Origin of the sequence: Bacteroides propionicifaciens DSM 19291 = JCM 14649 (assembly GCF_000375405.1) — a bacterium.
GTDB lineage: Bacteria > Bacteroidota > Bacteroidia > Bacteroidales > Bacteroidaceae > Bacteroides_E > Bacteroides_E propionicifaciens.
This window is the reverse complement of record NZ_AQWS01000002.1, coordinates 121,189-136,612: the sequence shown is the minus strand read 5'-3', so window position 1 is coordinate 136,612 and position 15,424 is coordinate 121,189. Positions and strand designations below refer to the sequence as shown.

Genomic DNA, 15,424 nt, shown 5'->3' with positions numbered 1-15,424 from the left:
TAAAATTTTCTGCTCTTGACTCTTAGGCATATTACTGGGTGTTTGATTCTCCCAGTCAAATTTACCATATTTTCTGAGCCAACAAACAATTGTTGAACGAGATTGAATACCATATTTACGTTGTGCACTAGTGGCAGAGAGTTCTCCACGTTCAATCTCAGAAACAAGGGACAATTTAAAGGACATACTATAATCCTTTTGAGTACGTTTTACATACTGATCTTTAGACTCTTCCATAACATTACATGTATTGTGTAACGCTATATTAGGACGAGACATAAGCTATCTACCGAAGATATTTGAGCAATTGTTTGCCCTGGAGATAAGAAATTTCCTTCTTGGAGTCCTATGAACTGCACAATATTTCCTGAAATCGGTGCAGTGATTACATATTGAGATTGGCGATTCTTGTTTTGCTGAATCTCTGATTTAATATTATCATTATCCTGCTTAAGTCTAGTCCTTTCGGTCTCCCACCTGTTTCTGTATTGCTCTTCAATAAGATTAAGTTGAGATTTTTCAGTAAGAAGTCTATTTTCAATCTGTTGATAATTAAATTCTGATTCTAGATTTTTTTCAAATAAAGTCTTTGAGATTGTATATTCTTTTTGAATTTTATCTAGGTTGAGTTTCTTTTCTGCCAAAATAGCTTTGTATTCAGCAAGCTCAGTTCTATACTTTGGTGTATTGGCTATCAAACGCCCCCTTACTAAATTAGATAAGTCAACTATAAATGCCTCATTTTCTAGGATTCTTTGACCAGACCTAAGCAATTGCTCATTGAGCTCATCTGTACGAAGCCAAATCAGTGTATCTCCAGCTTCAACATGCTTGTTTTCATAAAGATCAATTTTAGTGACCTCACTATACAAAGCCGATTGAATGGAGTTGTTCTCATTTACACTTCTCATAACTACTCTACTCTGACTCGTTATATCGGCATAAATAAAGGGCAATAAGGAAAAAAAGACAATAATAATAAAGAGAATTATCCAGTAAATCACCTTTGAAGTAGTGTATTTCTTTACAAAATAACTTTGGATTGTGTTCTCCTGTATTTCAATTGGGAATAGTTTTTTCATTGGGTTTTGTTGTGTTCAAGTTATAGCTGTAAAGTTTCAAACAAGTTGTTTTGATAATAAATCCAAACTTTATATGAAAATTTACAAATCGTCCAAAGTTAACAAAAATAGGGTATCATGGATTGAAAGAAAAGCTTATCCAGTCCCATTTGTATCAAATAAAGGTCATAGACTTATATATTAAAGCTAGATATTACAATACAGTTTACTTTATGTAATACACAAACCCACTAAGCTATCAAAGACTAGCCAAAGCAATTGGTTAACTATCGAGGATAACCCTAGCCATACAGCTCTTACGCAAAAGGCTGCTACACGATACATTGGAGTTTCCAACTAAAAAAGGTTGAAGCTATTCCTTACAGAACAGCTTCAACCTTTACATCATTAATAATTACTGAATAAACCTACAATCCGTGAACCACTTTCATTAGTTGTTCACCTAGCCCAACAGTATAACCTTGAGATACAAAAACCACACGGTTAAAGGTATCAGCCATAATAAAAACTGGGAGTGAACTCGAATTCAACCTCATTGCTTGGGTTATTTCCTTCTGGATACGGTTATCCACATCTACACCATAGCTAATAGTCGAAGGTAAGTCAGTGAATTCTTTATCGTTGTACTTACTAGCACTTTTTTGATTAGGAAAAAGTAGAACAATTTTCTTACCCCAAGCTTCAAGATCTTTGCTTACTGCACCAATATCACGTAAAGCATGGTTCGTTGGCTCTTGACCCACACCTAAAACACCGACAACAAAGTAACCTCGCCCCGTAGTCTGCAAGATACTTTGCTCTTGGTTGGCACCTAAGGGTAAGTAGCGTGACTCTGAGTTAAAATCACCAATTACTTGGACAGCATCGGAGCTTTGTCGCATGACTAAGTCAATTTTTGTGTTTTCACCCTCTTCGACCATAAAGAAATTGATCTGAGAAAGCACTGCACCACTAGCCATACGTGTACCACTTACAAGCATATAACTACCTTCGTCAAGTTTTAAACCTTTTTTAAGCAGATTTGACCAAGTAGCACCCTCACCCATATCGTTGTCACCATCATTAAAACTCAGTAACTTGTATACACCATTATCGTATTTTGAAATCGTAAAATGAGTATAGTATTTAGGATCAGGGAGAGATTTGATCGCATTATATTTTGCAGTAACCGTTCCCTGTGGGGCTCTATGCTCTTGAGCTAAAGCAAAGTCAACGTCGTAAACCTCATTCGATTTAAGATTGCGGTATTGAACCTTACCCGTTACTGCATCTTTCCATGCTGGGATACCTAAGCTACGCGCAACAGAAACAAAGAAAATATCACGAGAAAGGTCATCCGTAACACAAGATTCCCACACGCCTTTTGGAGACATACGAATATGTTGCGCATTGAGTTCATTGAATATTGTCAGTTCATCATTGCACCAATTCACTAATTCAAGTGGATTCTCTCTAAAACGCAATGCATCTTCTTCTTCAATACACTCTTGGAAATAAGCTTTATAGGGAGTGATCATCTCGTACTCAACACGAGGATTAAGCAGCTCTTTATAAACTTGAGCATTTAGCTCTTTAGGAAGAAGTGTATTGTATAGGTGATCGTTCAGAACATCCAAAGAGACATCACGAAGGTCTTTCAGGGAAATTACACCTAGAAGTTCTAGGGCTAAATCTCCTTGATCCTCTTCAACAGCTTCGTTGAGGAAAGCTACCAATGTATCGTGATTTCCACGAGAATCAATTAAGTATTTCACTACACGAGCGGAATTCAACTCCCATCCCTGAGCTAAAACTTTAGCTTGATCTTCACTGATGAATGTTGCTGTATATTTCTTACGAATGGCATCTTCCTCGGCCAATCGTTTGTCATTTATAGCTATTTGATCAGCGGTAACCTCAGGTAAACCCGCACTTTCAACGGGTGGAACCATATCTATATCAACGGCATAAGCACTGCTCTGATCAAGATTTAGCATAATTTTAACGACATCATCTTTTCCAAACGAGCATTTGGCGTAGCCAAATTTGCCTCCTTTGGAAGCCCAAATCAGTAAATCACCTTTTCCAGCAGTAAGGAATGTTTCCCCTTCTCCATTTGTAAATTTGCTTGCAATAGTATAAAATTGAGCATAATTATAAAGAGTAAAATCCACCTTTGCTCCTGACACGGGTTGATCATTCTCATCCACAACCAATACCTCGGCCTTAGCTGTAGGAGCATAATTGCCAATAACATTGATCTCGGTATAATTCATACTTTCACTCATGATCTCCTCACCACCCATGTACTTACCAAAAACTTTGGTATGCATCAACATACCCCTACTGGCAGGTGAATTAAACCAGCCCAAATTCAATACAGGTTCAGGCTCACAAGCACCTAAGAAATACCACTGTCCATCAGCCCAAGCCTCAACCCAAGCATGATTATTGTCTGTATGTGCCCAACGTGGGGTATACACCTGACGTGCAGGAATTCCAACCGATCGAAGTGCTGCTACTGTGAAGGTTGACTCCTCACCACATCTGCCAAATGCAGTTTTAACAGTAGCCAAAGGAGCACTTGTACGTGCATCAGTTGGCTGATAAACCACCTTTTCGTGACACCAGTGGTTAACCTCTAAAATAGCTTCTTTCATAGATAGGTTTTTCACTCTATCTTTGAGCTCATTAAAAAACACAACACGAGCTGTATCGAGGTTTTCATTGTTTACACGTATAGGCAAAACAAAATGACGAACCACATCTTCAGGAATAACCTTTCCCCAAGGCATCTCTTTTTGAGCCTGCATGGTTAGACGTACATTATCGAGGAAATAAGATGCTGGATAATCCGTTATATCAGAAGAGGGCATATAAGCATATAAAAACATCATTGCCTCTTGCTCAGCCTTATCCATTTCCAAACGACGTATGTCATCAAAGTATTCCCCTTTTTGCATAGAACGTTCCTTGGCTTGGAAGTCTAAGACCACTTGTTCTAGATAAGGAGCGTTATTGATAAACTTGGATTGATTACACCCCAATAGTAGCAGAGGTACAAGGAGCCAGCACCATTTGAAATTCTTCATCATTTATTTATATGTTTTAGTTTCTCACTAGTTTTTAATTGTCTTACATCCCTAAAAAAGCATGCAAAAGATCAATAGACGCCTCAATATAATCAAAAAACTCTGCTTAGAACCTATCTCAAAATTGTTCTTGGTCAGAACTCACTAAAAATTAAATAGGGGAACTGCTAATACTACAATCCCCCTATTCATCTTCATGCTTATTTTTTCTTATCTTTTACTTCAAACTGTAATCGGCCGCCATGAACAAGCTCGTCATGAGATATCCGATATTTATCTAGCTTTTTACCTCCCAACTCCATCTTATCAATATAGATATCCTCGGGTTTCTCACGCTTGGTCTCAATAATAAGTTCGCTAGCCTGGTACCATTTGGGATCTAACTTAATAGTAACCTTATCAAAGGTGGGTGTAGTCAGCGTATATTCAGGAAGTCCTGGGCAATCGGGATAGAATCCCATCATATTGAATATTGCCCAAGCAGAAAGTGTTCCTGTATCGTCATTTCCAGGAATACCGTCAGTCTCTATGCTGTAATATTTATTCAACAAACGATTGATCTCATACTGAGTCCTCCACTCTTCACCCTTAAAGTAAGAAAATAGATAAGGATAAGCAATATCAGGCTCATTTGCTGGATCATAGTAGTCTTTATCAAACACCATTTGGAGTTTTTCGATAAATTTTTTCTTTCCATCCATCAGCTTGGCAAGGCCATAGACATCATGAGGCACATAGAATGTGTAGTTCCAAGCATTACCTTCATGAAACCCAGGATTAGGTTCAAAATCTGCACCCTGCAAAGGATTGAATGGAGAGTAGAACGATCCATCTTCAAGTCGAGGACGGAAGGTACCAAACTCTTTGCTATAATAGTTTTTGTAATTTAATGAGCGATTATAGAACATCTTAGCATCCTCTTTCTTGCCTAGAGCTTTTGCAAATTCAGAAAGTGCATAATCTGCAATATAATATTCTAGAGCATGTGATACAGAGTTATCAAACTCTTCTCTTAAAGGCACATAACCTAAGTTTAGATAGTCGTCATTATCAGGGCGCATTAGGTTTCTAGCTCCAGGAGCAGTGGCCGATTTATACATAGCTTGATAAGCTAACTCTACATCGAAATCACGAAGCCCTTTCATCCAGCTATCTACAATAACAGGAATACTTGGGTCACCCTCCATAGTTAGTGTTTCACGACCATAAAGCTCCCACTTAGGTAACCATCCGTGTTCTCTATACATATTGAGCATCGTTTGAACCATTTCCATCTGACGTTCTGGGTAAACCAGTGTCAAAAGTTGATGTACGTTTCGGTAAGTATCCCATAAAGAAAAAACCGTATAACGATTACCTGTAGTTGTAAGAATTTGTTCACTCTCCATTGCTGGATACTGACCATTAACGTCTTGAAGAATATTGGGGTGTATTAATAAATGATAAAGAGCCGTATAGAAAATAGTTTTTTGTTCCTGAGTTCCACCTTCTACTAGAATACGAGAAAGATCACTCTCCCAACTATTACGAGCCTGTTGATGAATCTGAGCAAAATGATTATCTTTTTGTTCTACTTCCAAGTTCTCACGAGCATTTTCTATGCTTACAAAGGATACTCCCATTTGTACCTCTATCTGTTCGTCAGCCTGAGTATCGAACGTAAAATAGACACCGATATCATCACCTGCTATTTCTTTTGCATATTTGACATAGCGCTTGATTTTACCAGCATCAGCATCCCACTCAGCCTCAGCGCCCATAGGGCGTTGCTGTTTCCAATAACCAGTCTCTTTTGGAACTTTACTTACTCGCATGACAAAATAGATTGGAAACACTGCTTGCGAATTATAACAGAAAGTACCTAGTAATTTCATACCCTCATACTCACGCTCATTCACTCGTTTTACCATGGCGGCCGACTCGTTGGTCAACCCCTCGCCCAAGTTAAGCAAGATATTACTCTCACCCTTAGGGAATGTAAAACGAGATAGTCCCGTTCTAGGTGTAGCGGTAACCTCGGTCTTAATACCGTATTTGGTTAAGAAATTACTATAGTACCCAGGAGATGCCACCTCGCTTTTATACTTACTTCCGTATTGGATATAGTCTAGATTAAGCTCGCCTGTAGTAGGCATAAGCAGCAACGATCCCAAATCGGGGCAACCCACTCCACTTAAGCTAACATGAGCAAAACCTGTAAAATAAGTATTTGTATTCTCATAAGGAGTTGACCACCATCTAGAGTCTTTATCGTATTTATTATCTTCAGAGCCCATTACATTGAAGGGTACTACAGACATCATCCCATTGGGTGTTACAGCTCCTGGATTAGTTGTTCCAAAATTGGTTGTCCCAATAAAAGGGTTAACATAATCCACTAGGTTATTCTGTGAGTTTTGTGCTCCCACAGAAAGTCCCAAAGAGAGAAATAGCAGAGAGAAAAGCATCTTCTTCATAAAACCATTACTTTAATATATTCGTCCGTTTTGTGAACTCTATAATTTCATCAATATACCCGAAAGCCAAACTAGTCACTGTATCAGCACAACCGTAGTAAACTGCAATACGCCCTGTTTTAGGATCGTGTATAGAGGCACAAGGGAAACAAACATTGGGTACATCGCCCACACACTCATAATCTTTTTGAGGTGAGATTAGGTATGCTCCCGAGCGGTATTTCACCTTCCACGGTTCATCTAAATCAAGCAGTGCCGAACCAAAACTGTAAACAAAACCATTACAAGAAGCAAGTACACCATGATAAATCATCAACCAACCCTCTGAGGTTTCAATAGGGATTGGACCTGCTCCAATTTTGGTACATTGCCAAGCACTTACTTCAAATGCAGAAGGAGACATAACATGACGGTGTCTTCCCCAATACTCTAAATCTGGAGATTCGCTATAAAAAATGTCTCCAAAAGGGGTATGACCATTATCACTCGGACGACTTACCATCGCAAAGTTTCCATTTATCTTGCGTGGAAACATCACTCCATTACGGTTGAATGGTAAAAAAGCATTTTCGAGTTGTGTAAAAGTCTTGAAATCGAAAGTGTATGCTACTCCAATAGTGGGCCCATGATAACCATTACACCAAGTGATGTAGTAACGGTCTTCGATAAAGCACACGCGAGGGTCATAACCATAAACCCATTCTCCAATCTCTTTGTCTTCACAATCAAATTTTAGAGGCTCATGCTCAATATTCCAATCAATGGCATTGTCACTAAAGCCGACATGCAAACGCATTCTACGATTAGTATCATCACAACGGAAAACTCCTGCGTATCCATCACCAAAGGGTACAACAGCACTATTAAAGATGCTATTCGATGTTGGTAACAAGTCACGAGAAATAATGGGGTTATTTGAATAACGCCACATGGTCGTTTTACAATCCGCTGGTTTCTCTTCCCAAGGCATGTTGGGCTGATTATCACCCATGATTTTAATGTTCTTCATAATTTTATTTTATTTTTTCAACGTCTACATTATAAGTAAAAGGAACTAATGCGGTAACAACAAATGCGGGTATTGCTGCTACCAATACAATGGTAAAGAAAGCTTCATATCCAAACTGATCGGCCAAATAACCACTAACTGCTCCTGGTATAAGAACTCCAAGATTCATAATACCCGATGCAAAAGCATAGTGGGCCATTTGGTGTTTGCCTGGCGCAACTTGTTGCATCATAAAAAGAGTTAAACCCACAAATCCAAAGCCGTAACCAAACCATTCAAAAGTAACTCCTGCTCCGATAGTGACCAAAGACGAGGGTTGATAAATAGCAAAGAGCAAATAAATAATAAAGGGTATATTGAATGCGCAACAAAGAGAGAATAGGGTTTTCTTAAGTCCAAACTTACTGATATAATAACCTCCCAATATGGATCCAGTAACAAAAGCTAGTGCTCCACAAATACCATTAACAATACCGATTTGCTCAGTGAGCAAACCAAGCCCACCTGCTTCTCTAGAGTCACCAAGAAAAAGAGGAAGTACCTTCATGGCCAAACCCTCAGCTGATCGATATAAAACAATAAAAAGGATATAGAACCACACATGCTTTTTTCGAAAGAAAGATACAATAATCTCGACTAGTTCTTGGTAGGTCTCTTTTGCAGAACCTGTACGCTCGGCTCTTTTTTTCTCTTTGGGCAAAGAGGTCATGTGATAAAAAGAAGCACCAATCATAATAGCTGCAAAAATAAGCATGATAATAGTCCATGCATTTAGAGCACCCATACTGTTTTTTAACATGCCTGCTACATATACAAGCCTTCCATATGAAAGTAGTTTTGCTGCATTATAAAAAGCTCCTTGCCACCCTATATATTGAGCTTGAACCTTATCCGAAAGTGCAGTTAAATAGATTCCATCAAGTGCAATATCATGGGTTGCACCACTAATGGCTACAAACCCCATTAGGGCAATTGAAACTTGAAAAAAGTCGGGCAAATGCAAACTAAAAGCAATGAGGGTAAAGGTTAAACCCGTAATCATCTGTGTAAGGATTACAAAAAAACGTTTGGTCTTAAAGAGTTCTAGAAATGGACTTCAAATTGGTTTCAATGTCCAAGGTAGGGTAATTAAAGAGAGCCAAAAAGTAATCTGAGTTTTAGAAACACCTAAGTCTTGATACATCAAAACCGATACCAAACTAAGCACTATAAAGGGTAACCCCATAGCAAAGTAGGCTGTAGGAATCCATTTTAATGGACTTGAAGTGGTTGTGTTTTCTTTCATTATATTATTCTACTGGTTAGATTTGAGTTTTAGATAATCAATGGTTGAAACAGAATGACTGCCTTAATAAAAGAATAGAACCTAGTCGCTCAAGGCATATACCCTAGTGGTTTGGGGTAAACGAGTAAGTGGTTTAAAAACAGCTCAGAGAATCCATAATGAGAGGACCACCTGAGCTGAAGTTTATTTATTGTATTGTTCGTAGATCAGTTCACCAAATAGTGTATTAGCCCATGCAAACCAAGTACGTGTAAAGTCGTTGGCGTCGTTAATATTAAAACTTTCGTGCATAAAACCAGTTCCACCATCGGTATTTCGAAGTACCTCAATGCTTTGATCAATCTCTTCTTGCGAGGTTGAAGTCAGCGCTTTCATGATAATACTCATTGGCCATACAAAGTCGAAACCAATATGAGGACCACCAATACCTTCAGCTACAGAGCCTTTGAAGAAATAAGGATTCGAATTACTCCAAACCAACTTACGTGTTTGAAGGTAAACAGGATCATCATTAGAAATAAATGAGCACAAGTAAGGTAGTGCAAGCAAGCTAGGTACATTGGCATCGTCCATACAAATATAATTACCAAAACCATCTACTTCGTAGGCATATACCTTTCCGAATTTGGGGTGATCAACAATACCATAGTCTTGAACTGCTTGATGAACCTCTTTAGCTAGAGCTGTGCACTCATCGGCCAAGGCTTGATTGTTTCGTACTGTTGACAAAATTTCAGCCATTTGGGTGAGTGACTCAACAGCAAAAAGGTTTGAGGGAATTAGGAAACCCAATAGTGTAGCATCATCAGAGGGTCTAAAAGAAGAGCAGATAAGCCCAACTGGATTCAACGGACTACCAAGCCCACCATTAAGAAGCGTATCTCCTTGTCTGTCGGTCATTCTGTAGAATGAATAGGGACCATGACCATCTTTGCGTTGTTGCTCTTTGAAGGTTGTTAAGATTGCCTGTGCCGCTTTTTCCCAAAGTGCATCAAATACACTAGAATCACCTGTTGCTTTCCAATAAGCATAAGCTAAACGAATGGGGTAACAAAGTGAGTCAATCTCCCATTTACGCTCATAAACTTCATCCGGGAAATATGGAGTAACGTCCGACTCTTGCCATTTACTTCCTGTTGCTTCCTTATTAAATGCATTGGCATAGGGATCAACAAGAATTTGTGAGGTTTAACGACGAATAACACCCTCAACCAGCAATTTAAGTTTGCCGTCTTCTTTTACAAACTTAAGGTATGGATAAACTTGTGCTGAAGAGTCTCTCAGCCACATGGCATGAATATCCCCTGTAATTACAAAGGTATCGGGTTTACCATCAACCATTTCAAATTCAACTGTAGTGTCTAAGGTATTTGGGAAGCAGTTTTCGAACATCCAAGCTAACTTTGGGTCTTTTATATTCTTTTTGACCGATTTTATAGCTTTTTCAATAGCTGGAGATACAAAATTTCTTTCTGCTAGAGGAGGACGTTGTGATACATACTCACTGGTTGCTTTTTTGGTAGCTTTACCACTAGCCAAAAGTGTTGCGGGAGTTATCACCAGACAAGCTAAAGCTAGCCCACCAATTTTCAAAATATTACGCATTGTAATCATAGGTATTATGTTTTAAGGTCTGATATAAAAATACGATTATATAAATTATACGGAACAGATTCTATACATTTAACAATCCAAAACCATCAGATACGCAACCATTTATATTAATCTTGACTAAGTAAGTCAAAATATTAAGCGATTTCAACTACTTTTGCACTAAAACCTCAATAAATATGAAGAAATCGAAGCATCTTAATATTAACAAACAATTTATGGTAGGTAACGGAATTTTAGCTTTTGCTGTGATTTTCATTACTGTTCTTTTTGTGTATATGAGTTTGCGCACACAAAGCAAACAAGAAAATTCTTTCGAGGGGATATATGAGATAACTCTTGTTGAGGGGTTTGGGAAAGAGCCAATTGAACTTCACCTCAACGATAGTGTTATTTTTGAAGGTGCTATTCCTACTGAGCCTTATACTTTATCAATCAAACAGTTTGCTGAGCAAGGTGCTCTTATATTTGTTGATACCCAAACTCATGATATTTCAATTTTTAATCTCAGCGAAAAGGGAGGAACTTATAACTTTAAGAAAGAAGGAGAGAAAACACATCTAATTATAGATTAAAAAGCGAGGTTTTATATTTTTTAAGCTCAGCGTTAAGTTCAAGAGCCTGATTATTAGTCAGCAGATCAAGTCTGTTCCAGAAATGCTCACTGTGATCCATATGATCAATATGAGCCAACTCATGTAATAGAACATAATCAATAAGGTGTTCGGGAAGAAGAACTAAATAGGCTGACAGGTTGATACTCTTTTTCTGAGAACAACTTCCCCATCGACCTTTACTGGTATTAATTCGCACACGATCGTAGGTAATATTATTTCTTTTTGCCAACATATACAGCCTTGGCGGAAGGATTATTTTAGCATTACGACGAAGAGCCTCAATAATAACCTTCTTCAGCCACTCTTGCAGATCCTTATTCTCAAAATCAACCTCTGCTGGAGCTGCAATTACCATACTACCCAACTCCGATTGAGCTAAGAACTGCTTTCCGGTTCCTTGCTTAATTTGAAGCTTAAAGTAAGTAGTGTCTATTTTGTAATTCAGATCAATTAAGGGTTCAGCACTGCGATCCAACAAGCTTTGTAGCTCATTAAACATCGTATCGATCGCTTTTAGCTGCTCCCGAGTAGTGGAATATCGTGGAGCGGTCATGACCAACTCATTGTCCTTAACTCGAAATACAAACCGCTTAGCACGGGAGTTATATCGAACACGAATTTGACCTAGGCCCTCCACAAACAAGGATTGATCTTTAGAGTTAGGCATAAACTAAAATCTTAGTCCAATGAAATTGAGGTTCCACCCGAAGCTCCTAGATGCTCAGCAGAGGTAATAACAACTTCCTGTACACCTTTTTTTAGAGATTCAAAAGCATTTTCAAGCTTGGGAATCATACCTCCTTCAATTACACCATTGGCAACATGCTCCTCAAAAAGTGTTGGATTAATAATAGGTATAACACTATCGTCATCAGAAGGGTTGCTAAGTACACCTTTTTTCTCGAAGCAATAGATAAGCTTCACATCAAAGAGTTCAGCCATGCCTGTGGCACAAGCAGCGGCAATAGTATCAGCATTAGTATTGAGTAGTGAACCTTTACCATCGTGTGTCAAAGGTGCTATAATAGGAACTAACTTACTATAAAGAAGCTGACTCAAAAATAAACTATTAATCTGATCGACATCACCAACAAAGCCATAATCAACGTCTTTAACCTCTCTCTTGTGCGAACGTATCAAGTTAGCATCTGCACCCGTAAGTCCAATAGCCGAAATCCCCTGGCCTTGAAGTTGAGCAACAATATTTTTGTTAACCATACCTCCATAAACCATAGTGACAACCTGAAGCATAGCCTCATCTGTTACTCTCCGTCCATCAACCATAACTGTTTTAAGACCCAACTTATTTGCCATTTGCGTGGCCGAACGTCCGCCACCATGCACCAAAACCTTAGGGATGGGAACTTGCTTGAATTGTTGGATAAAGTCTGCCAATGCCGTAGGATCTTCAACGATCTTACCTCCAACTTTTACTATTGTTAATTGCTCTTTCATAAATTCAGTAATAAAAACATAGCCTATCTGTAAGCAAGAACTTACAGATAGGCTAATTATAATATTATTATTTAAAACTCAATTAATCTTGCTCTAAATAGGTATATCCATATAGCCCAGAGCGGTAATTAGCCAAAAACTCTTTACCTTCTTCGAGTGATATCTTGCCTGCCTTAACAGACTTAGCTACCCAAATCTCTAATGAACGAACAAGTTTCTTAGGGTTATACTCAACATACTCCAAGACTTCTGCTACAGTTTCACCATCAATAATCTGGTCAATAACATGGGTTTTCTCATTTACAGAAACATGAACAACATTGGTATCCCCAAACAAGTTGTGCAAATCACCCAATATCTCTTGATAAGCTCCCACTAAGAACACACCAATATAGTATGATTCTTTATTAGTCTTGACAGGATGTACTGGCAAATGATGCGATACACCACGTGAGGATATAAAGTTGGCTATTTTACCATCCGAATCGCAAGTAACATCTTGAAGAGTCGCCAGACGTGAAGGCTTTTCATCCAAGCGTTGGATTGGTAATATAGGGAATATTTGGTCAATAGCCCAAGAATCTGGTAAAGACTGAAATAGTGAGAAGTTACAGAAATATTTATCTGCAAGCAATTTTGATAAACCAGAAAGCTCTTCGGGTATATGCTTAAGACCAGAAGAAATCTGCTGAATCTCACGAGTGATGCTCCAATATAAGCGTTCAATCTGTGCTCTGGTTTTCAAATCAACTATTCCGTGACTAAATAAGTCAAGACCCTCTTCACGAATATGTTGGGCATCGTGCCAAGACTCCAGCATAGAGTTTTGGTTAAGAGAATCCCAAATATCATAAAGTTCACGAACAAGTTCATGTTCGTCTTCAGTTACCTTCATGTCATCTTCCCACTCGGGTAGAGTTCCTGTTTCTAAAACCTCAAAAATCAGTACAGAGTGATGTGCAGTAAGTGCACGCCCACTCTCAGTAATGATATTAGGGTGTGGTAACCCGTTCTTATCACTAGCATCTACTAACGAGAAGATAGAGTCGTTTACATATTCCTGAAGTGTATAGTTGATGCTACTACCAGTTGTAGCCGAACGTGTACCATCATAATCAACGCCTAGACCACCACCAACATCAACGAATTCAATATTAAAGCCCAACTTATGAAGTTGAACGTAGAACTGTGAAGCTTCACGCAACGCAGTTTTAATGCGACGAATTTTGGTCACTTGGCTTCCAATGTGGAAGTGAATCAGTTTCAAGCAATCTTGAAGCTCTTTACGCTCTAGATAATCAAGTGCCTCAAGAAGCTCACTTGATGTCAATCCAAACTTACTTGCATCACCACCAGAATCTTCCCATTTACCACTACCCGAAGATGCTAGCTTAATGCGAATTCCAATATTAGGACGCACATTAAGTTTCTTAGCAATCTTAGCAATTAGTTTAAGCTCATTAAGCTTTTCAACCACTAGGAATATTCTCTTACCCATCTTCTGAGCAAGAAGTGCTAACTCAATATAGCTTTCATCTTTGTATCCGTTACAGATAATCAAAGAGTCAGCATCTGTATTGATAGCAATAACCGCATGCAATTCAGGCTTAGATCCTGCTTCGAGACCCAAGTTAAACTTCTTACCATGACTGATAATCTCACTTACCACCGGTTGCATTTGGTTTACCTTGATCGGATATATAATAAAGTTTTGAGCTTTATAGTCGTACTCTTGTGAAGCTTTTTCAAAACTTTGAGCAATACTCTCAATACGGTGATCCAAAATATCAGGAAAGCGGACCAACAAAGGAGTCGAAATATCTTTCAGCTGCATTTCATCTATCAACTCTCTCAAATCAACAGCAGCATTGTTTTCACGTGGTGCCACCTCTACATTACCTTTCTCGTTTACACGAAAATAAGGGTTGCCCCAACCAGTGATATTATACAACTCCTCAGAATCTTCAATTTTCCATTTTCTCATATTTACAAAACCTTATTAAAATTAAATAAGTAAACAATTTGGGTCGCAAAAATAGATATTAATCTAGACTAAACAACCTCTTATTGATACAAATAAAAGTTAAACTATTTGTACTAACCAAACAAGGGAAATCACATATAGTTCAAAATACTTTCTTTTTGCAGATAACCGCGTGATAACTTGACTTGTAAGGCAATTAATCAGAAAAACACCACAAAACTTAAATGCATGAATATTAGCAATATATAAATTAGATTGAGTCCGCCTTTTTTTGTCGAATATGCTTAACCAACTCAGCTGTTGTCTGGGCAATTTCTGCAACACTATGGAGTGTATCGGCTTTAAAGTGAATATCGCTTTGAAGATAATGCTTAAGACGAAGAACCAAGCCGTTTTCAATAACCTCCAACAACTCTTCATCAGTTTTATTTTTGAGTTTAGGACGTTTATGCTTTCCTAACTTAAGGCGCTGAAACAATATAGCTGTCTCAACTTCAAGATAAATTGTAAGTCCGCGCTCTTGCATAAACTTCATGTTGTCGTAAAAACAAGGAGTACCTCCTCCTGTTGATATAATAACATCTTCGAATGTTGCAACCTCATGAAGAACCTTGCGTTCTATTTCACGAAAAGCGGATTCGCCATATTTATCGAACAACTCATTGACAGTCTTATGATAGCGCTGCTCAATAAACTTATCCAAATCTATAAAACTTAAATTCAAAGCTTCTGCTAAAGGAGCTCCCAAAGTAGTTTTACCTGCCCCCATATATCCTATTAAAAATATTCTTCGCATGGCTTGTCTTTACATTTAAGAAACAAAGTTAAGAAGATTTTGATTTCTGATATCTAGT

10 protein-coding genes and 2 pseudogenes are annotated in these 15,424 nt (G+C 38.2%); 1 reads left to right on the top strand and 11 read right to left on the bottom strand.

The genetic code is table 11. From position 1 onward, the window contains the following. The 7 genes and pseudogenes from B091_RS0101265 to B091_RS11620 all read right to left on the bottom strand — a co-directional run. A partial coding sequence (locus B091_RS0101265) for a hypothetical protein (RefSeq protein WP_018108193.1) occupies positions 1–237 on the bottom strand: 237 nt, incomplete at its 3' end. Positions 238–260: 23 nt separating this feature from the next. Beyond that, positions 261–1,082 (bottom strand): HlyD family secretion protein, encoded by an 822-nt coding sequence (locus B091_RS0101260; protein ID WP_018108192.1) that lies wholly within the window; start codon positions 1,080–1,082, stop codon positions 261–263. A gap of 407 nt (positions 1,083–1,489) precedes the next feature. Then, positions 1,490–4,153 carry a transglutaminase-like domain-containing protein gene (locus B091_RS0101255; RefSeq protein ID WP_026166279.1) on the bottom strand — a complete coding sequence of 888 codons (2,664 nt, stop codon included), beginning with the start codon at positions 4,151–4,153 and terminating at the stop codon, positions 1,490–1,492. Between the two features lie 200 nt (positions 4,154–4,353). Then, a complete protein-coding gene (locus B091_RS0101250) occupies positions 4,354–6,609 on the bottom strand; it encodes a GH92 family glycosyl hydrolase (protein ID WP_025069323.1) in 2,256 nt (751 codons plus the stop codon). A 7-nt stretch (positions 6,610–6,616) separates the two neighbouring features. Beyond that, on the bottom strand, positions 6,617–7,618 hold the full coding sequence (locus B091_RS0101245; protein ID WP_018108189.1) for a glycoside hydrolase family 130 protein: 1,002 nt from the start codon (positions 7,616–7,618) through the stop codon (positions 6,617–6,619). A gap of 4 nt (positions 7,619–7,622) precedes the next feature. Beyond that, positions 7,623–8,903: pseudogene (locus B091_RS11625) on the bottom strand (MFS transporter). A 183-nt stretch (positions 8,904–9,086) separates the two neighbouring features. Then, positions 9,087–10,517 (bottom strand): annotated as a pseudogene (locus B091_RS11620) (glycoside hydrolase family 125 protein). Between the two features lie 176 nt (positions 10,518–10,693). Here B091_RS11620 and B091_RS0101230 point away from each other — a divergent pair. Beyond that, the gene (locus B091_RS0101230) at positions 10,694–11,089 is read left to right on the top strand and encodes a hypothetical protein (RefSeq protein WP_018108184.1); all 396 of its coding nucleotides are present in this window, start codon (positions 10,694–10,696) and stop codon (positions 11,087–11,089) included. Here B091_RS0101230 and B091_RS0101225 read toward each other — a convergent pair. The 4 genes from B091_RS0101225 to B091_RS0101210 form a co-directional block, all read right to left on the bottom strand. Continuing rightward, complete coding sequence (locus B091_RS0101225; RefSeq protein ID WP_018108183.1) at positions 11,079–11,798, bottom strand: YgjP-like metallopeptidase domain-containing protein; 720 nt, start codon at positions 11,796–11,798, stop codon at positions 11,079–11,081. The genes B091_RS0101230 and B091_RS0101225 overlap by 11 nt on opposite strands. Before the next feature lie 11 nt (positions 11,799–11,809). Next, positions 11,810–12,586, bottom strand: a complete 777-nt coding sequence (gene argB, locus B091_RS0101220; RefSeq protein ID WP_018108182.1) for an acetylglutamate kinase — start codon at positions 12,584–12,586, stop codon at positions 11,810–11,812. Between the two features lie 82 nt (positions 12,587–12,668). Continuing rightward, positions 12,669–14,570 carry a biosynthetic arginine decarboxylase gene (speA, locus tag B091_RS0101215; protein WP_018108181.1) on the bottom strand — a complete coding sequence of 634 codons (1,902 nt, stop codon included), beginning with the start codon at positions 14,568–14,570 and terminating at the stop codon, positions 12,669–12,671. A gap of 250 nt (positions 14,571–14,820) precedes the next feature. Beyond that, positions 14,821–15,366 carry a shikimate kinase gene (locus tag B091_RS0101210; protein WP_018108180.1) on the bottom strand — a complete coding sequence of 182 codons (546 nt, stop codon included), beginning with the start codon at positions 15,364–15,366 and terminating at the stop codon, positions 14,821–14,823. Between the last annotated feature and the right edge of the window lie 58 nt (positions 15,367–15,424).